The 18,106-nt window shown below is 62.6% G+C and carries 22 protein-coding genes; 12 read left to right on the forward strand and 10 right to left on the reverse strand.

Features of this window, described 5'->3' with window-relative positions; translation table 11 throughout:
- Positions 1–9 precede the first annotated feature (9 nt).
- Both AXW83_RS19960 and AXW83_RS19965 read left to right on the forward strand, forming a co-directional pair.
- Complete coding sequence (locus tag AXW83_RS19960) at positions 10–1,038, forward strand: proline racemase family protein (RefSeq protein ID WP_066616316.1); 1,029 nt, start codon at positions 10–12, stop codon at positions 1,036–1,038.
- 43 nt (positions 1,039–1,081) lie between these two features.
- Positions 1,082–2,788 (forward strand): hypothetical protein, encoded by a 1,707-nt coding sequence (locus AXW83_RS19965; RefSeq protein ID WP_066616320.1) that lies wholly within the window; start codon positions 1,082–1,084, stop codon positions 2,786–2,788.
- A 9-nt stretch (positions 2,789–2,797) separates the two neighbouring features.
- Here AXW83_RS19965 and AXW83_RS19970 read toward each other — a convergent pair whose 3' ends face one another.
- Complete coding sequence (locus AXW83_RS19970) at positions 2,798–3,694, reverse strand: methylated-DNA--[protein]-cysteine S-methyltransferase (protein WP_066620903.1); 897 nt, start codon at positions 3,692–3,694, stop codon at positions 2,798–2,800.
- Positions 3,695–3,982: 288 nt separating this feature from the next.
- On the opposite strand from AXW83_RS19970, the gene AXW83_RS19975 reads away from it, so the two are divergent.
- Positions 3,983–4,867 carry an alpha/beta fold hydrolase gene (locus AXW83_RS19975; protein WP_066616323.1) on the forward strand — a complete coding sequence of 295 codons (885 nt, stop codon included), beginning with the start codon at positions 3,983–3,985 and terminating at the stop codon, positions 4,865–4,867.
- 7 nt (positions 4,868–4,874) lie between these two features.
- Here AXW83_RS19975 and AXW83_RS19980 read toward each other — a convergent pair whose 3' ends face one another.
- Positions 4,875–5,414: a DUF2244 domain-containing protein gene (locus AXW83_RS19980; protein WP_066616326.1), complete on the reverse strand. Its 540-nt coding sequence runs from the start codon at positions 5,412–5,414 to the stop codon at positions 4,875–4,877.
- 20 nt (positions 5,415–5,434) lie between these two features.
- On the opposite strand from AXW83_RS19980, the gene nth reads away from it, so the two are divergent.
- From nth to AXW83_RS19995, 3 genes are all read left to right on the forward strand, one after another.
- Positions 5,435–6,136, forward strand: coding sequence for an endonuclease III (gene nth, locus AXW83_RS19985; RefSeq protein ID WP_082767262.1), 702 nt, complete (start codon positions 5,435–5,437; stop codon positions 6,134–6,136).
- A gap of 143 nt (positions 6,137–6,279) precedes the next feature.
- On the forward strand, positions 6,280–7,098 hold the full coding sequence (locus tag AXW83_RS19990) for a hypothetical protein (RefSeq protein WP_066616328.1): 819 nt from the start codon (positions 6,280–6,282) through the stop codon (positions 7,096–7,098).
- A gap of 113 nt (positions 7,099–7,211) precedes the next feature.
- Positions 7,212–7,814, forward strand: a complete 603-nt coding sequence (locus tag AXW83_RS19995; protein ID WP_066616331.1) for a hypothetical protein — start codon at positions 7,212–7,214, stop codon at positions 7,812–7,814.
- 164 nt (positions 7,815–7,978) lie between these two features.
- On the opposite strand, the gene AXW83_RS26695 is transcribed toward AXW83_RS19995, so the two are convergent.
- Positions 7,979–8,224, reverse strand: a complete 246-nt coding sequence (locus AXW83_RS26695; RefSeq protein WP_082767263.1) for a helix-turn-helix domain-containing protein — start codon at positions 8,222–8,224, stop codon at positions 7,979–7,981.
- A gap of 108 nt (positions 8,225–8,332) precedes the next feature.
- On the opposite strand from AXW83_RS26695, the gene AXW83_RS20000 reads away from it, so the two are divergent.
- On the forward strand, positions 8,333–9,295 hold the full coding sequence (locus tag AXW83_RS20000) for an IS1595 family transposase (RefSeq protein WP_066620908.1): 963 nt from the start codon (positions 8,333–8,335) through the stop codon (positions 9,293–9,295).
- Positions 9,296–9,347: 52 nt separating this feature from the next.
- On the forward strand, positions 9,348–9,920 hold the full coding sequence (locus AXW83_RS20005; protein ID WP_082767265.1) for a Panacea domain-containing protein: 573 nt from the start codon (positions 9,348–9,350) through the stop codon (positions 9,918–9,920).
- A gap of 377 nt (positions 9,921–10,297) precedes the next feature.
- Here the strand turns inward: AXW83_RS20005 and AXW83_RS20010 are convergent, their stop codons facing one another.
- The gene (locus AXW83_RS20010) at positions 10,298–10,729 is read right to left on the reverse strand and encodes a hypothetical protein (RefSeq protein WP_066616344.1); all 432 of its coding nucleotides are present in this window, start codon (positions 10,727–10,729) and stop codon (positions 10,298–10,300) included.
- 27 nt (positions 10,730–10,756) lie between these two features.
- On the opposite strand from AXW83_RS20010, the gene AXW83_RS20015 reads away from it, so the two are divergent.
- Positions 10,757–11,902: a glycosyltransferase family 2 protein gene (locus AXW83_RS20015; RefSeq protein WP_066616346.1), complete on the forward strand. Its 1,146-nt coding sequence runs from the start codon at positions 10,757–10,759 to the stop codon at positions 11,900–11,902.
- Here the strand turns inward: AXW83_RS20015 and AXW83_RS20020 are convergent.
- From AXW83_RS20020 to cls, 3 genes are all read right to left on the reverse strand, one after another.
- The gene (locus AXW83_RS20020) at positions 11,847–12,434 is read right to left on the reverse strand and encodes an SCO family protein (protein ID WP_236841724.1); all 588 of its coding nucleotides are present in this window, start codon (positions 12,432–12,434) and stop codon (positions 11,847–11,849) included. The genes AXW83_RS20015 and AXW83_RS20020 overlap by 56 nt on opposite strands.
- Positions 12,435–12,480: 46 nt before the next feature.
- Positions 12,481–12,657: a hypothetical protein gene (locus AXW83_RS27210; RefSeq protein ID WP_156640211.1), complete on the reverse strand. Its 177-nt coding sequence runs from the start codon at positions 12,655–12,657 to the stop codon at positions 12,481–12,483.
- A gap of 206 nt (positions 12,658–12,863) precedes the next feature.
- Entirely contained in the window at positions 12,864–14,144 is a 1,281-nt protein-coding gene (gene cls, locus AXW83_RS20025) for a cardiolipin synthase (protein WP_082767267.1), read from the reverse strand.
- A 123-nt stretch (positions 14,145–14,267) separates the two neighbouring features.
- On the opposite strand from cls, the gene AXW83_RS20030 reads away from it, so the two are divergent.
- Complete coding sequence (locus AXW83_RS20030; protein WP_066616349.1) at positions 14,268–14,519, forward strand: hypothetical protein; 252 nt, start codon at positions 14,268–14,270, stop codon at positions 14,517–14,519.
- Between the two features lie 109 nt (positions 14,520–14,628).
- On the opposite strand, the gene AXW83_RS27215 is transcribed toward AXW83_RS20030, so the two are convergent.
- Both AXW83_RS27215 and AXW83_RS20035 read right to left on the reverse strand, forming a co-directional pair.
- The gene (locus AXW83_RS27215) at positions 14,629–14,793 is read right to left on the reverse strand and encodes a hypothetical protein (protein WP_156640213.1); all 165 of its coding nucleotides are present in this window, start codon (positions 14,791–14,793) and stop codon (positions 14,629–14,631) included.
- 89 nt (positions 14,794–14,882) lie between these two features.
- Positions 14,883–15,299 (reverse strand): DUF1236 domain-containing protein, encoded by a 417-nt coding sequence (locus tag AXW83_RS20035; protein WP_066616352.1) that lies wholly within the window; start codon positions 15,297–15,299, stop codon positions 14,883–14,885.
- A 451-nt stretch (positions 15,300–15,750) separates the two neighbouring features.
- Here AXW83_RS20035 and AXW83_RS27220 point away from each other — a divergent pair, with 451 nt between their 5' ends.
- Both AXW83_RS27220 and AXW83_RS20040 read left to right on the forward strand, forming a co-directional pair.
- Positions 15,751–15,915 carry a hypothetical protein gene (locus AXW83_RS27220; RefSeq protein WP_156640215.1) on the forward strand — a complete coding sequence of 55 codons (165 nt, stop codon included), beginning with the start codon at positions 15,751–15,753 and terminating at the stop codon, positions 15,913–15,915.
- Complete coding sequence (locus AXW83_RS20040; protein ID WP_066616353.1) at positions 15,912–17,582, forward strand: OpgD/OpgG family glucan biosynthesis protein; 1,671 nt, start codon at positions 15,912–15,914, stop codon at positions 17,580–17,582. Before AXW83_RS27220 ends, AXW83_RS20040 begins: the two co-directional genes overlap by 4 nt.
- A gap of 30 nt (positions 17,583–17,612) precedes the next feature.
- On the opposite strand, the gene AXW83_RS20045 is transcribed toward AXW83_RS20040, so the two are convergent.
- A complete protein-coding gene (locus AXW83_RS20045) occupies positions 17,613–18,062 on the reverse strand; it encodes a BLUF domain-containing protein (protein ID WP_066616355.1) in 450 nt (149 codons plus the stop codon).
- Positions 18,063–18,106 lie beyond the last annotated feature (44 nt).

Here is an 18,106-nt window from a genome sequence, read left to right on the forward strand (position 1 = left end):
GAACCTCGAATGACCCGCCTGAGCTATCGCGACTATCACACCTGTGGCGAGCCGGTCCGCATCGTCACCGGCGGCTATCCTGTGCTGCGCGGCGCGACGATCCTGGAGAAGCGCCGCGACGCCCGCGACAACCACGATCATCTACGCCGCGCGATGATGCTGGAGCCGCGCGGCCATGCCGGGATGTATGGCGCGATCCCGATCGCGGCCTCGCATCCGGAAGCAGCGTTCGGCGTGCTGTTCACGCATAACGAAGGCTATTCGACCATGTGCGGCCACGCCACGATCGCGCTTGGCCGTTACGCGATCGAGGCCGGCCTCGTCGAGACGGTCGAGCCGATGACGCGCCTCGCGATCGAAGCACCCTGCGGGCTGGTGCGGCTCGCCTGCGAGGTCGAGGGCGGCACGGTCGGCCACGTCTCTTTCGAGAGCGTACCGGCCTTCGTGCAGGCGCGCGACCGTGTCGTCGAGGTGCCGGGGCTCGGGCCCATCACCACCGACATCGCCTATGGTGGCGCGTTCTACTGCATCCTGCCGGCCTCTCGTTTCGGGCTAGACCTCTTCGAGACGCCCATCGCCGAGATCGTCGCGGCGGCAAGCGCGATGACCGACGCGGTGCGGGCCGGGCCGCCGATCATGCATCCGACCGAACCCGATCTCGGCTTTCTCTACGGCACGATCGTCACCGACGAGGCCGGGCCGTCCGAGACGAGCTTCAATCTCTGCGTCTTCGCAGAACGCCAGATCGATCGCTCGCCGACCGGCTCGGGCGTGACCGCCCGAATGGCGCTGGACCATGCCAAGGGGCTGATCGGGCAGGGGCAGGAGCGGCTGTTCCGCAGCATCACCGGCGGAACCTTTTCAGGCCGCGTCGTCGGGCCGGCGACCTTCCCGGCGGCCGGCGCGGTGACCGTCGAGGTCGGCGGCACCAGCTATTTCTCCGGCGAGGGCATGTTCACGATCGAGGCCGACGACCCGCTCGGATGGGGATTTGAACTGCCGCACCGGTTCTCGGAGATCGTGGAAGGCTCCGGGTAAGGATTTTCTGCCAAGCTCCCGGTGGGCAAATGCCGGGGCGGTGATGGCGTTGAGCGATCTGAAGGCTGGGGTTGCGGGCAGCGCTGCGACGACGGGCGCCGTCACCCGCCTGCTCGGCTTGCCCCGGTTCTGGTTCGCCGCCTTCACGCTCGTCGTGCTGGCGGGCCTCGTACTGCCGCTGCGCCTGCCGCTCGGACCCAATGCCTGGGACACCGCCGTCTATCTCGACGCGATCCACCGGATCGGGCTAGGCCAGGTCCCCAGCCTCGACTTCTTCGCGCCGGTCGGGCCGCTCGGCTATTATCTGGCGGCGGGACTGGAGGCGCTCTTTCCGCAGGCGCAGCCGATGCTGCTGGTCAATTGGGCCCTGCTGCCGGTGCTGCTGCCGCTATTCGCGGCCCTGATCGCCCATGTGGATGCCCGCTCGCGCGGACAGGCGCTGGCGCTGCTCCTGCCATTCCTGCTCTTCGCCTCGCTGCCGGTGAACCTGCACAGCCTTTTTCCAGCACCGGGCTTCGACGGCTACGGCCATTACAACCGCCATGTCAGCCTGTTGCTCTATTTGCTGATCGCGACGCTGCTGTTCGTGCGCGGCCGCGCGCTGATGGCGGGGCTGGTCGGGGCGCTGATGCTGACGCTGTTCCTGGTCAAGATCACCGGCGCGGTCACCGGAACGCTGCTGGTCGGCTACGCCGTGCTGATCGGGCGGCTGCGGCTGCGCGACGGGGTGCTAGCAGCCGTGGGGGTTATCGCCGCATTGGTTCTCGTCGATCTCGGAACCGGGGCGGTACGAGCCTATGTCGAAGACATCCTGACGCTGCTTTTGCTCAACACCAATGCGCTGCTGCCGCGCTTCCTCACCGTTGCCTCGGTGAAGTTCAATGTCGTCGGCCCCTGCCTGCTGCTGATCGGCGTGCTCGCGCTCGCGGCCTGGCGGCAACGGCCGGCGCTCTCGGTTGCAAGCGTGCGCGAGCAGGCCGACTCCCCGCTCGGCTGGCTCGCCGCCGGGCTCCTGGCACTGACCTTCTTCGAGACGCAGAACACCGGTTCGCTCGAATTCATCGGGCTCTGGCCGGTACTGCTTCTGGTCATCATGGAATGGCGCGGCCGTGACGAGGCGCTGCGGCCGGTCGTGCTGGTCATGGCGCTGGCGGTCGCGCTGCCTAGCGCCGTGATCTTCATCGAGCGCAGTGCGCGGGCGGGTTTGGGTGCGGCCACCTATGTCGGGCTTTCCTTGCCGGACCTTGGTCCGCTGGGGCGCATCAGCATGAAGAACGAGAGCGCCGAACGCGCCAAGGACATGCTGGCGCACTATGCCGTGCAGCAGGCGAGCTATCGCGACCTCGTCGCACGCGACGTGCTGCCCTCGCCGATCCTGTATTCCGAGATCGACTACCAGGGCGTCTGGCTGCTCGAACTCCAGCAGGGCATCACCGCCATTCGTACCTGGGAGGCCAGCAGCGGCCGTCATTTGAACGGGGTCTTCACGCTCGACTTCGTCGATGCGATCAATCCCCTGCTGGGCCGTATCTCTCCAAGCCATGTGCCGATCGGGATCGACCCCGGCCGTAGCACCCCTGCGCTGGCGCCGCCGACGCTGACCGCGATCGCCGCGACGGACGCGATCCTGGCGCCGAAATGCCCGCCGACGACGGCGCGCTCGATGATCGCCAAGCATTTCGCCCCGGCGCTGCAAGGACGGCGGCTGGTGGAGCTGTCGCCATGCTGGGACATGTGGCTGCGGCCCTGAGAACCGCTGCTACACACCCGCCGTCTGCCCGGCTTCCCAGCCCAGGATCGCGCGCTTGCGGGTCAGTCCCCAATGGTAGCCTGTGAGCGCGCCGGACTTGCCGATGACGCGGTGGCAGGGCACGACGAAGGAAATCGGGTTCTTGCCGACGGCCGCCCCCACCGCCCGCGCGGCGCTCGGCTTGCCGATCCGGCTCGCGACATCGCCATAGGTCGTTGCCCGGCCAACCGGAATGCGCAGCAGCGTCTCCCAGACCCGGACCTCGAAATCCGTGCCGATCAGCACCACCCGCAAAGGCGTCTCCTCGCACCACGCCTTCGGATCGAAGACACGGGCAGCGTAGGGGCGCGTCGTGGCCGGGTCGAAGTGGTAATCGGCATGGGGCCAGCGCCGCATCATGTCGGCCAGCGCCTCCGCCCGCCCGCCGATGGCCTTGCCGCCATCGACGCTGGTCGAGACCCAGCCGAGGCCGGCGAGGCCGCGTTCGGTCGCGACGATCAGCGCTTCCCCGAAGGGCGAGGCATGGAAGCCATAGGACATCTTCAGCCCGCCGCCGCCGGCCTTCCATTCGCCCGGCGACATCGCCTCATGGGTGACGAAGAGATCGTGCAGCCGGCCCGGTCCCGACAGACCGACCTCATAGCTGGTGTCAAGGATGCTGGCCGAGGCGCCGAGCAGGCCCTTGGCATGATCGAGCGTGATCGCCTGCAGGAAGGCCTTCGGGGTGAGGCCGCACCAGCGCCGGAAGAGATGGTGCACGTCGGTCGGGGTCGCGCCAGCTGCATCGGCGATCGCCTCGATCGTCGGCTGCTCGCGCCACCGCTCCGTGATGAAGGCCAGGATCTTGCGCACCGTGTCGTAGTCGGAGCCTGGCGCTGCCATCGGGAAATCGCCTTCGGCCGGCATCGCCTCGGTGGCGCGGGCCAGCACGGCGTTGGAGAAACGGGTCGGCGTCATCGCGGTTTTCATGGAGCCATGGACATTCATCGTCGTGAACCTCGCATCATTCGTCATGACGCGAAATTAGGTCCGGCACCATGCGGACTCCACCCGAAAGCTGGCAAGTCGCACCGTCCGGCTCGCGAACTGCGCTGCTCGTCACAGAGGACGGCTATCCCTGGGGCTCCGGGGCGGGCATTCTCCGGCAGCATCGCGGCCGACGCCGCTGCTGATCACAGCCAGGGGAACACCGACATGTCTACCGCACCGCTCGCTGCTGACGGCATCGTGCCGTTCCCCTCGGATTTCCGCCTTCAGGAGATCGAGACCAACGGCACGACGATCCATGTCCGCGTCGGCGGCAAGGGGCCGGCCGTGGTCTTGCTGCACGGCTATGGCGAGACCGGCGACATGTGGGGGCCGCTCGCGACCGAGCTCGTCCGCGACCATACCGTCATCGTTCCCGATCTGCGCGGCATGGGCCTCTCCACCAAGCCCGAGGGGGGTTTCGACAAGAAAACCCAGGCCGGAGATGTCGCCGGCGTGCTCGACGCCCTGAAGGTCGGCAAGGCCGATCTGGTCACCCACGACATCGGCAACATGGTCGGCTACGCCTTTGCCGCCGCCTATCGCGACCGGGTGACGAAATTCGTCCTGATCGATGCGCCGCTGCCGGGCGTCGGCCCATGGGAGGAGATCCTCAAGAACCCGCTGCTTTGGCATTTCCGCTTCGGCGGGCCCGATATGGAGCGCCTCGTCGCCGGACGCGAGCGGATCTATCTGGACCGCTTCTGGAACGAGTTCTCGGCCACGCCGAGCCGCTTCAGCGAGGCTTCACGCAGGCATTATGCCGCGCTCTACGCCCGGCCGGGCGCGATGCACGCGGGCTTTGCCCAGTTCGCCGCCTTCGACCAGGACGCGATCGACAACAAGGCGTTCCTGGCGGAGGGCAAGCTCACCATGCCCGTACTGGCGCTCGGCGGGGAGAAGTCCTTCGGGTTGACCATGGCCGAGGTGATGAAGTTCGCAGCCACCAATGTGCAGGGCGCGGTCGTGCCCGACTCGGGTCACTGGATCATGGAGGAGAACCCGACCGCGACGGTGAAGCTCGTCCGGACCTTTCTGGACGCCAGACCCTGAGGGAGGCTTACGCCGGGCCGAAATCGGCGCCGCGCCGCGCGCTGGCCAGCGCAGTGCCCAGCGCTTCGGCGAAGCCCTCGCGCTCGCCCGGCGACAATGCGGCGGCGACCGCGACGCTCTGCCCGCGCGAGACGAGGCTGAGCCGCAGCAGTCCGTAATCCTCGTCGTCCTGGCGCTCCAGCTTGGTCCACGCCGGGTTGAAGCGCCAGACCGCCTCGCGGCCATGATGCGAGACTTTTCGCAGCAGCACTTCGAGCGGCGTCACGATCACGCGCTCGAAGGCGCGGGCGTGGCGGAAATTGACGTGGAAGGCGATGAACAGCGCCAGCACGTCGATGCCGAAGAAGCCTGCCACCGGCCAGGCGCCGAGCACGATGAAGGGGATCGACGAGACGACGCTGCACAGGCAGACCAGCGTCATTACGATGCGAATGCCGTTCTGGCCGAGCGAGCGATGCGGCGTGATCGTCGCGTCGAAGACAGGGCGCTCGGCCGCCATATCAGGGCCTGCACCGCTCTCGCCTGAATCGGGCTTGCCGGGGATCATGGCCTCACTATAACGCGCCGATGACGCCAGAGAACAGGCCCAAACGCCGCGCCCCGGGCCCGGCCGGGATCACGAACGCGCGCGCCCGCGACGCGGCCGGAATCCGCGAGATCTTCGAGCGCTTCCGGTCCGCAGAACCCGAGCCGAAGGGCGAACTCGAACACGTCAATCCCTTCACCCTGCTGGTTGCGGTCGTGCTCTCGGCGCAGGCGACGGATGCGGGCGTCAACAAGGCGACGCGAAAGCTGTTCGAACTCGCCGATACCCCCCAAAAGATGCTGGGTCTCGGCGAGGATCGGGTGCGCGAACTGGTCAGGACGATCGGCCTGTTCCGGACCAAGGCGAAGAACGTGATCGCACTGAGCGAGAAACTGATCGCGCAGTTCGGCGGTGTGGTTCCGGGCAATCGCGAGGCGCTCGAAACCTTGCCCGGCGTCGGCCGCAAGACCGCCAATGTCGTGCTCAACATCGCCTTCGACGAAATCACTCACGCAGTCGATACCCATGTCTTCCGCGTTTCCAACCGGCTGCGCATCGCGCCGGGCTGGAACGTGCTTCAGGTCGAACTCGGCCTTGAGAAGGCCGTGCCGCGCGAATTCGGCAGGCACGCGCATCACTGGCTGATCCTGCATGGGCGCTACACCTGCAAGGCGCTGCGGCCCGAATGCGGCCACTGCCTGCTGAACGACCTGTGCGATTCTCCCGACAAACGGGTGGCGTGAGGCGGAACACGGTAGGATGGCTTCCGGCCACACCTCAGCATGACCTTGCGGCATCTCGCAAAATCGGCAACCATGGGTTGTCGTAACGCTCCGCTAACCATGTGGAGCACTGATTTGTAGCGTTGTGTAAAGGGGGGCGGCTGGTGCTGGATGCGGCGTCTTCGGTTCCGCGCGAGATCGCCTTTCTGACCCGGCATGGCGTTCCCGTCGAGGCGCTGGCGGCGGCGACGCGACAGGCGGAACGGTTGGGCGTCGAGCCGGCGCAGCAGCTCATCGCCTCGGGGCTGATCACCGAGGTCCGCTTCTATCGGGCGCTGGCCGCCGAACTGCGGCTGCCTTTCCACGACGGCCAGCTGAAGCTGCGGCCGGGCGGCAGCTATGGCGCGCTCCTGCGCGAAGGCGTCGCCGCGGTCGCTTCCGACACCATGGGCAGCCTGCGCTTCGTCATCGCGCCGACCGGCAAAGCGCTACGTGGTATGCTCGTCGCAGGGCTGGAGGGCCGCACGGATGTCGCGGTGACGACGCCTGAAGCCTTCGCGAACAGCCTGCGCGAGACCAATGGAGCCGCGCTCGCCTGCCATATCGCAGGGCTCGATGGAGCCGGAAAGGCTCGGCAAAGCGCACGCACGGGTTCCAGCCGCGGCCAGCGTATCGCGGCTGCCCTTTGCATCGGATTCGCCGCGTATTTCGGCGCCCGAGCCCCGCTGCAGACCTTTGCCGTTCTGGCGCTGCTGGTCGGGCCGGTCTTTCTGGGCATGATCGTGCTGCGGCTCGCAGCCGTGTTCGAGCCCGCAACGGCCGATCTCTGGCGGACGCATCGCTGGCGCGTCGATGACAGTCGCCTTCCGGTCTACACGGTCGCAGTCCCGCTGCGTCGCGAAGAGGCGGTTCTGACGCAGCTGATCGCGGCTCTGTGCGCCCTGGATTATCCGGCATTAGGTAGCAAGCTCACCAACTGCTGAGTCCGTTAACCATAGAGTGCCTGTGGATAACTTTCTGAGACTTCCCAATCTTGGCTTGGGCGCTTGCCTTGGCTGCCGACTCGACGTATGGGTTGACTCAAGGAGAGGCAGCCATGACTACGCTCCAAGAATTCTTACACGGCCGGATGAACGAGCTTGCAACCGACGATGCTAGCTTAAGGCGCAAGCTTGCGCTCAATGAACAAGAGCGAGAGCAGCTTCAAAAGGCTGCAAAAGCGGCAGGGCTGCACCTTAAGCCCATTACCGAAGCGCCGCCACCGCCGCCGGCTACTTATGTCTTGTCGGTCGGAACCTCCCAAGGGCGCGCGACTACCCAAGGGGTAGGCATGACAGTCTCGCGGCGGCCAATCCCCGAGAAGACGATTAAGGAAGCTGTGTTGGAAGTCCTTGGGGTTCTAGGCACAGGCCTTACAGCGTTGGATCTGTTGTCGGCCATCAACGCCAAATTCGATACTGACTACCCTAGGACTTCGCTGAGCCCGCAGTTGTCGCGGCTGAAGGCAGAGGGGAAAATTACCCGCTTGGGTAACTTGTGGAGTTTGGCGCCCGATGCGCCAGAAACGAATGAGCCCGCTCATCCAACGTCCGAGGGGACGAATGAGCGGGCTCAGGTTCCTGAAACCAACAGCACGACCGTGGAGCCGGTCGGGGAGGTGGCACATGAGAAGACGTTGACCGTCGACCCACTTGAATAACCACGCGGCGGCTCGGGTGTTCGCGCATCCGGGTCGCTCTGCGGGGGTAGATGGTCGGGCTAACGGTCTCCCACCAGCGAGCCCAGGGGTTCGTGTCCCCTTACCTCCACCACAGCGCCCGCTTTGCAGGTAACTGCAAAGTGGGCGCCCTTTATATAGCGAACCTAGGCAGGGGCGTCTAGCGCCTCAACGCTTTTCGTTGGCGGGGCGTAAGTGATTCCACTCGCTGTGAAATTGATCCCGCCGCCTTCGAGGGCGCGCCTCATCGCGTTTAAATTATTGGCGATTGGGACGCGACGCGCCTTCTCATAATCCCGCACGGTCGAAAGCGATACGCTTGCAGCGCTCGCTAGCTGATCTTGCGTCCAATCCAACCACCCGCGCGCGGCGCGGCTCTGTTCTGGCGACATACACGATGACTAGTGACAAAAAGTTTTTCAGTCAACCCCAACGAAAAGTGTTGACGTCGCTGATTTCCATGGATATCACTGATGTCAACGATATTCGTTGGCGTGGGCATGGCACAGCATTTCCTCCTTTCCGCAGCGGCCCGCACCCTCTCTTTGGTGACGGTCGCCCGCATGTCGGACGACGAAGCGCATAGCGCCTTTCGCCAGATCCGTTGGTGCGACACTGGCGGCGAGCCGGTTTGCCCGCGTTGCAACTGCGGTGCGGTCTACACGTTCAAGACCCGCAAGCTCTACAAGTGCAAAGCCTGCACGCACCAGTTCTCGGTCACGTCTGGTACGATCTTCGCCAGCCGCAAACTGGCTATCCGCGACTACCTCCTGGCCATCGCGATCTTCGTCAACGGCGCCAAGGGCCATTCGGCCTTGCAGCTCTCCCGCGACATCAACGTCCAGTACAAGACGGCCTTCGTCTTGACGCACAAGCTGCGCGAGGCGATGTCCGCCGAAATGGCCGACATGACTGTCTCGGGTGAGGTCGAGATCGACGGCGCCTATTTCGGTGGTCACGTTCGCCCGGCCAACTTCAAAGAGAACCGCGTCGATCGCCGTCTCGCCAAGAACCAGAACGGCAAGCGCCGCGTCGTGGTCATCATGCGCGAGCGCGCCGGTCGCACGTTGCCATTCGTATTTAAGTCTGAGGGCGCCTCGCTGGCGACCATCGGCCGACGCGTGCACCCCTCGGCTACGGTTCACGCTGACGAGGCGTTGCATTGGGATGAGCTTCACACGTTCTATCTGACGAAGCGCATCAACCACAGCGAGGCCTATTCGGACGGCCAATCCTGCACCAACATGGCGGAAAGCTTTTTCTCCCGCCTGCGTCGCGCCGAGATCGGCACGCATCACCACATCGCCGGCCCGTACCTCAACGCCTACTCGTCAGAAATGGCGTGGCGCGAAGATCACCGTCGTGTCAGCAATGGCGAACAGTACCTGATGATCGCGAGCGCGGCGCTCGCGCACCCCGTCAGCCGGCTGTGGAAAGGCTATTGGCAGCGCCGCACGGGTTGACATTTGCCCGGGGGGATTCCCAGGCGAATCACGCCGTGTTACCTTCAGCTAAATGAAGCGATTTGTACCCAATATTCCGGAATGGTTTGAACCGCGCCGAGCGGCGCAGGTGACGGCGTTTTTTGCGCTTAAATCCGGTGGCAAAATCAACATTCTTAAGGCGACCAAGCTCGTCTACCTGTCTGACCGGCTCAGTATGTCCCGACGCGATCACCCGATTACGGGGGACAATTTCGTTTCGATGCCGTTTGGACCCGTCAATACGTTTACTTACAGCTACATGGACGGGGCAGCTCACTCCGACGCTTGGACGGAATTCGTAGCGCCGCGAAACGGCAACGAGCTTGAGCTGACCAAGAGGATTGATATTGGCGATCTTGACGAGCTGAGCCGGTCAGACCTCAAAATTCTTGACGATACGTGGGAGGAATTCAAAGAGGTAGATCGCTTTGAATTAGCCGAGTGGACGCATAGATATTGCCCTGAGTGGAGAGACCCTGGCGGCTCCTCTATACCAATCGATTTTTCGACGGTTTTCAAAAACTTGAGCAAAGAATCGCCTGCTGAACTGGCAGATGACATCCAAGCCGAGAGAGAACTGTTTATTCATCTCGCCGGTAAGTGATGTCATATAAGCCGTATCAAGGCGCAACGCTGCTGATACCTTATAACAACGTCCCTCATCTATTTTTCGTTCTCAACGAGCCATGCAAGGATGGCTTCTGCCTCCTAGTAATGGTGACATCAATAAATCCTAAGAAGTTACACGACGGCGCATGCGTTTTGCAGGCTGGTGATCACCCATTTGTCGTTCATCCAAGCTACTTGCTGTATCGTCTTGCGACTCAATCGCCGGCGCATCACATTCAGAAGATGGTCGATAAGAAGTATTATGTTCCTAAAGAAGACTTGAGCAAAGCTGTCCTTGAGAGGGTCATTAATGGACTATGGTCTTCCGATGATACAAGGCCTTCGATGCTTAGGTATGCAAAGGGCATTGGCCTAGAGCTTGATCCCAGTCCATAACCGTACGCCATCGCGCTTACCCTCTGAGACGATCAGCCCGCGCTTAAGCCGCATGCTCAACGTCTGCACGACGCGATGCGCGACGGTACTGCGAAGCACCTTGTCGCTTTCGTCCATGCCCTTCGCGCGCATCACTCGCAGCGCCAACTCGCGCGTGTCCAGAGGCGATTCGATCGCCAGCGCCTCATGGCAGAGCTTCCCGATCTCGCGGGGCCTGAACAGCCTTCCTATGTCCATGTAGACCGGGAATTGAAGCGGCTCGTCTCCCACCTCGAATAGCCGGATCGTCGCGGCGATATGGGCCAGGTCGCGGCGTGCTGTCTCTAGCTTGTCCTCATACGCCTTGATCGCGTCGTTGATGGCGTCGCGGCGGCGGCGAAGGGTGAGGAGAACGTTGGGGTCCGACATCAGAAAACACTAGACCAACGGAAAACGTTGGCATACGTTCTCTTAGGTGAGCTTGCTACCCAATGCCGGGATTATCCGCCGGCGAAGCTGGATATCCGCCTGCTTGTCGAGGAAGACGATGCCGGCCTGCGCGCGGCACTGCTACGTTTTGGACTTCCCGCCCATGTCGCCACCGTCATCGTGCCTCCCGGCGCGCCGCGCACCAAACCGCGTGCGCTCAACCTGGCGCTGCTCGAGGCGCGCGGCACGCTGTTCACGATCTTCGACGCGGAAGACATCCCCGAGCCGCGGCAGCTGCGGCTGGCGGCGGCGCGCTTCCTGAACGCACCGTCTGAACTCGCCTGCCTGCAGGCCAGGCTCGTCATCGACAATCCGGGAGACGGTCCGCTCCCGGCGCTGTTTGCTCTCGAATATGCCGGGTTGTTCGAGGTGATCAATCCCGGCCTGCTGCGCTGCCAGCTTCCGATCATGCTGGGCGGCACCTCGAACCATTTCCGGACGGAGGCCGTGCGCGCGGTCGGCGGCTGGGATGCCTGGAACGTGACGGAAGATGCCGATCTCGCCTTGCGGCTGGCGCGGGCAGGCTACCGCATGGACGACCTGCCGTCGCGAACCTGGGAAGAGGCGCCGATCACCCTGTCGGCCTGGTTCAGACAGCGCTCGCGCTGGATCAAGGGCTATATCCAGACGCTGGTCACGCATTTGCGCGACCCCGTGACGCTGCTGCGCGAGGCCGGCATCGTCCCGACGCTGACCTTCCTTGCCTTGGCGCTTGGCAGTGTCTTCACCGCCTTGGGCTACCCGGTCTTCGCCGCCGCACTGGTCGTGGCCTGGCATGACGGCTCCTTCCTGCGGCCGGATGGCCCGGTTGGCAGCCTGGCTTCGGCGCTGGCGCTGGTCGTCTCGGTGTCCGGCGTCTTCGCATTGTTTCTGCCGCCAGCCCTCGGCGCGCTGCGGCACGGGGCGCCGCGCCTGTTGCTATGGCTGCCGCTGCTGCCGCTCTACTATGGACTGGTCTCGATCGCGGCCTGGATCGCGCTTTACGACTATGTCCGGCGCCCTCACGCCTGGAACAAGACCACGCACGGGCTGAAGCGGAGTTCGACCTATCGGCCGCTCACAGATGCCGCAGCCATTCCGCTGCCGCCTCGGCCGGCGGCCGCTCGATATTGAAGGCGCCGACGAAGCCGCCCTCCTTGTCCATCAGATAGACCAGGGCCGTGTGGTCCATGGTGTAGTCGCCATCCTTGAGCGGCACCTTCTTGGCATAGGCGCGATAGGCCTTGATTGTGGCGTCCACCGCCGCCCTGTCGCCGGTCAGCCCGATGATCCGCGGGTCGAAGCTGCCGAGATAGTTCTTCATCACCTCCGGCGTGTCGCGCTCGGGATCGACGCTGACGAAGAGCGCCTTGAGCTTTCCGCCCTTGGTTCCGGCGGCGCGCAGCGCCTCGGAAATCTCAAACAGCTTGGTCGGGCAGATGTCGGGGCAATGGGTGAAGCCGAAGAAGACCAGGAAGGGCGCGCCGCGCAGATCCCGGTCGGTCAGGGCCTTGCCCTCCTGGGTGGTCAGGGTGAACGGCCCGCCGACGCTGGCGACGCCGCTCTGCCCGGTACGCGGCGGCGAGAAGGTAACGAATGCCGCGGCGGCAAGCGCAAGCGCGCCGAGCAGGAAAACGACGAGCGGAAGGACGAGACGGCGGTTCACGGTCGGAATATCCTGATGGCGGCGAGACGGCCGATGTGGTGGTGGTTCAGAAACAGGCGATCAGGGCGGCGATGAGACCGTCGGTGAAAAGCCGGTCGCCCTCGCGCCACCACAGCAGCAAGCCGGCCGCCAGCAGCGAGAAGGCACCAATAGAAAGCAGCGCGATGCTCATGCGCGAGGGCGCCGGATGAGCCGCGTCCTGTCTGTCGTTGACCTGCGTCATAGCAAGATCATAGGCGCTCGCGCCGGAAGCAGGAAGTGCGTCCGTGACGCAGGCCTCGCTCCGCGCGTGAAGGTGGGTGCGGCATTCCTTCGAGCCGACCGACGAGTCAACGATCGCGCCGGCTACCTTGTTCGCATCATCGGCCGTAAGACGGCATCAGATGACAACGTCAACAGACCCGCACCCTCCCCATCCGGGATCGACACTTAAATCTGGGATCGCAAGAGGCTCGCGAGCCAATCAGTCAGTCTCTCGCCAGTGGATCTTTGTTGCCACTGTGTGTTTGTGTAGAGCGTCGAGCGCGCGATATCGGCTTTGAAGATTTCAATTTGATGGCCAGCGAACCGCTTATCGTAGAAATTGATATTGGCCTCGTCGTTCAAGCGGAGGGCGCGCTCGTCGATGTTCGTGGATCCCACCGAGGTCCAGACATCATCGACGATGATGAGCTTGCAGTGATACATCGTCGGATCGAATTCGTAGATTTTGATTCCGGCGTCGAGCATTTCTCCCCAGAAATGCCGTGACGCCTTCTGGACGACGCGCGCATCCGTCCTGTGGCCAGGCACGATGATTTCGATGTCGACGCCGCGCTGCCTCGCTTCCAGCAATTGCCGCCGCGTGATGGCGTCCGGAACGAAGTAAGGGGTGGCAATTCGAACGGTCTTCTCGGCGGCGGCGAGCGCCGTCATCAGCATGAGATGCATGGCATTGCGCTGATGCGTCGAGCTCACGACGACCTGCGCATCCTGCTCGCCATCGGGTTTGATGGCCGGGAAGAACCGGTCCCCCATCAGTAATTCGCCGGTAGCCTCGATCCAGTGCTCCGCAAACGCTGCCTGCAGTTCCGAAACAACGGGGCCTTCGAGGCGATAGTGATTGTCGCGCCATTCGGCCGCCGTCCGGGCATCACCGTTCCATTCGTCTCCGATTCCGACGCCGCCGGTAAAACCAATCCGTCCATCGACGATCAGGAGCTTGCGGTGGGTTCGGTTGTTGATCCGGTCCAGCGTGTTCCACTTGACGGGCCGGAACTTGACCAATTCGACGCCGGCCGTCTGCATCCGCCGGATAAGACTATCCTCCATCGGGACGCTGCCGACCCAATCGAGCAGAACCTTGACGCTGACGCCGTCGCGCGCCTTTTGAGAAAGCACATCCGCAAATTGATCCGCGATATCGCCTCGCCAGTAGATGTACGTTTCGAAAGTGATTGTGTTCTTGGCGTTTCGAACAGCTTGAAGCATCGACGGAAAAATCTGGTTTCCGTTGACGAGCGTCTCCACCCTGTTGCCGGGAACGGTGTTGGAGCCGAATAACGCGCCCATCGAGATTTTGAACTGGGGGTCGGAGGATGCAAGATGGTGAGGCAGCGGCTGTTGCAGCTCTCGCCGCTCAGGCATCAGGTTGGCAACGATCAGCCAAACGGCCACGCCGGCAGCGGCTGACAGAACCGCGATGGCAAGCGGATGTTTGGCAATTTTCATGCGGCCCCCGCCAGCGACGTCCCACAGAACACGACTGCGTCACGAAGGTTCCCATACTGGCGCGAGTTTTGCTGGAGATCCGGGCGTCGACAGGGACATCACCATTGATCCGGAGCCGCACACATGGATGCCTTTACGATGGTCGTTCTCGCTTGCGTTTCGGGCGAGATGAAATGCACGTCGGCCCGCATAAGCGATAGTACCTTCACGACCGCCGACGCCTGCGAAGCACGAGTCGATGAGATCGTCGGTTCGATGACCAGCCAGTTTGCGAAAAGGCCGGAGTTCAAGGGCCGGCAGGTGACTTACGATATTTCATGCATGAACAAGCAACAGCTTTGGGCCACGCTCGGGATTGCAGAATCCCAGACGTGACTCGGTCGGCAGCCGTCCCAACGGAATTTGCTCGGCGTAGTCGAGCACGTCGCCATGGATTCAGAAGACAGGGCAAGCATCGTCAAAGGTAACGATGGCGCCTTCTCTGTCATTGCAATAGCCACCAGACGAGCCAGGCAAGTGCGGCGAGCCACATGATCATGAACGCCGCCAACGACCCCAGAAGCAGTTTTTCGACTGTACGCGGGTCGATGTCATCGGGCGGCACGTCGTCTGTCGCAGGTGCAGGAGGCACCTCGTCTATGATCAGCATCGACATATGTTTCCAAGCCAGTTCACCCCCCGGCCGAAGCGCTGCCGGCAACGCGCAATTGGGCATGTCGCCGGCAGCGAGCGGGGATGCTAATTGATGACCTGCACGATGCGTCGGGTCTGAGGGTCGACGAGAACGGTGCGGTTGTTCACGACGGTGTACCGATACTGGGTCTCCCCATATTCACGGGGCACTTCGCGGTATTGGATACCCTGGGGCGGCAGCACCGCGCCGACAGCTACCGGTTCGGCGTAAGCATATGACGGCACGTTTTGCTGGACGACATATTGCTGGAACTTTGGCGTGTTGTCTCCGATGATGGCACCAACGACGGCTCCGCCGACACCACCCACAACCGCCCCGATCGGACCGCCGACGATCGCGCCGCCAACAGCGCCGGTTGCAGCTCCGCCGAGGGCACCCCCCTGTGCCGCAGGAGCATTCTGAGCCAATGCGGCTGCGGGAAGAAACATCACCGCGGCAACGACAGCAATTTTCTTGAACATGGTATAATCTCCCAGGTGATTCCGGTTACGGGTGGATCCCGCGCTCGGTTCAACGGTTGGGTAAACACACGTTGCCAGCCAATGTTCCTTCAGTATGGGATCTTTGAAAGGTATCTATACTCGAATTATCTGTTAACTGTTCATATTAAATTCAGAAACAGCGTATTCGCGCAGAAATTGCAGCGTCAGGTTGCAGGTTGGGAGGCGGCCGGCGCCGCCGATTTTGAAAGAATCCGGCTCGGCAAACAGGTGCGCATCGCGGCCTCGGCTGGCGGGCCTTCCGCGCGGTCTCACTGCGGAACATCCGCCGTCTTCGATGGTTCGACATGCACCACGGGGGCCCGCCATGACAATCCGTCAAACACTTGTACGACTTACGATCGCCGGGACGTTGTTATCGCCGCACGCTGCATCGGCAGAAAGGCTGACGGCGATAGTGCGGGAGCATGCAATGCCGATCGCCCTTGGCGGGCTCCTGCTCGAACAGCAGGCTTCGAACGGCAAAACCGCCCCGCCCGAGCAGAATGTGGTGGTTCTCCCGTCTGAGCCTTCCAAATCGACCCCTGCCGCAATTCGTAAGGTCAGGATCGTTTATCCGGCGCCTGCAAACCCATGAGCGCGCGCAAAGGCCTTTATGCGGGAGCGCTCACATCCGGACAGTTGCAGCGTCCAGTCGTCAGCTCACTGTCGCTCTCCCGCCGCAGAGCACTTGCGCTGCTCCTTTCCTCGTCGGCCGTGGGGCTGACCCCGGCTATCGCATTCGCAGCGCCGGGCGATAATCCGGCGCAAAAGAGCTTTGGGTACGAAGATGTGGTCAACCAGGCGCGCACCCTTGGTGAGCGGCCCTTCGATGCGGAAGGACTTGCCGTCCCAGCCGAACTCTCAAAGTTGACCTATGACAGCTACAGGGAAATTCGGTTTCGCCGGGACAAAGCCTTATGGCGCGACGGTGGGTCGGACTTCCGCCTTCTGCCTTTCCATCTCGGCTTCCTGCACAACAAACCGGTTCAAATTCACATCATTCGATATGGCGCTGCATTGCCGATACCGTTCACGACGTCTCTCTTCGAGTACGGCAAGGTGCCGGTGCCAAAGCAGTTGTCGCCGAGCCTGGGCTTTGCTGGCTTCGCAGTCACCACCAATCTGAACGATCCGAACGTTCAGGACGAGGTCATTTCGTTTCTGGGAGCGAGCTACTTCCGCTTGATCGGACGTGCCCAGCGCTACGGGCTTTCCGCGCGTTCGCTCGCCATGGATGTCGGTGGCAAACAGCCCGAGGAATTTCCGTTTCTGCGCTCGATTTGGCTGGAAGAGCCGTCGCGCGACAGCACGCAACTCGTGATTTATGCCCTGCTGGATTCCCCTTCAGTCTCGGGAGCCTATCGTTTCGTCGTGACGCCCGGCAAGGAGACGAATGTCGAGGTGACCGCGACGATCGTGCCCCGGACGAGCATCGCTCGTCTCGGCATCGCGCCGCTGACCTCGATGTTTCTGGCTGGCGAAGGCGATCTTGGGCAGCGAACAGATTTCCGGCCTGAGATACACGACTCGGACGGCTTGATGATGCAGACCGGCAGCGGCGAATGGATCTGGCGTCCGATCAAGAACCCGAAATCGCTTCGCATCTCGAGTTTCGGTGATCGCAACCCTCGCGGATTCGGGCTGATGCAGCGGGATCGCGAATTCGGCCACTACCAGGATCTCGAAGCTCACTATCATGCGCGCCCCGGCTATTGGGTCGAACCTGATGGTGACTGGGGTGAAGGGCGCGTCGATCTGATCGAAATTCCGACGGACGGCGAGGCTTTCGACAACGTCGTCGCCTGCTGGACACCCCAGACCCCCTTGCCGGTCGGCCAGCCGACAGAATTCCGCTACCGGATTTCCGCTCTTTCGACGACCGGGCACCTTCACCCATACGCACAGACCAAAAACAGCTTCAGCGGCGCAGATATCGAGGACGATCAGGTCGGTGAAATAGGAAAGAAGCGCTTCATCATCGATTTTGCCGGCGGAGATTTGGCTTATTATGTGAGTGATCCTGCGCGCGTCGAAATCGCGGCATCGACCACGACCGGCACGGTCGTATCCACCATTCTCATCGCCAACCCGGAGATCAAAGGATTCCGCGCCATCATCGATGCAACGCTTCCAAATGGGCAAACTGCGGAATTGCGGATTTATCTGAAATCGCGCGGTCGCACGCTCTCTGAAACCTGGACCAGTACATGGTCTGTCCCGCAACCAGGTCCCGTCCAACCGGCAAGTTCAGCCAAGAATTGAGAATTTCAACTATCGGGTTCGACGATTTCTCTAAGTATATCTGAGCGAGTTTCCATCAAACGATGCAAGCCGTTCAGCCAGAGAGAAAACGACATCGCCATCGAGGCTTCTTGGGTGGAGAATACCCGTCAGCCCTTCGTCGGTGAGAGCGCTTTCGAGCGCGGATGACCGCACGAAGCCCTTCATCGGCGAGCCCGCGAAAGTGCGATGGAGACAAGACTGCGAGCCGAGAACGCGAATGTCTCGATGTCGTCGGTCGCGTCGTATGCGTTCGAACGTGGCGCCGATTGCGGCCCTGTCGCCTTCCAGGAGTTGGATAAACGTCTGCCCGTCGAAGATGAGACAGCCTGAAATATCGGACGCCGCATTGCTGCGCTGAGCCGTCGAAAGGATGTCGCGATAGGTCGCTTGAGGGCTGGTGATCCGCCCAGGCGTATGGGTCGAAGCGTAAATCAGCTGAACGATCGGGAACTCATTCATGTCGGGCGTCCACCGATGTGGAAGACAACGACGTCTTCTTTGAT

Source organism: Bosea sp. PAMC 26642, from assembly GCF_001562255.1.
GTDB lineage: Bacteria > Pseudomonadota > Alphaproteobacteria > Rhizobiales > Beijerinckiaceae > Allobosea.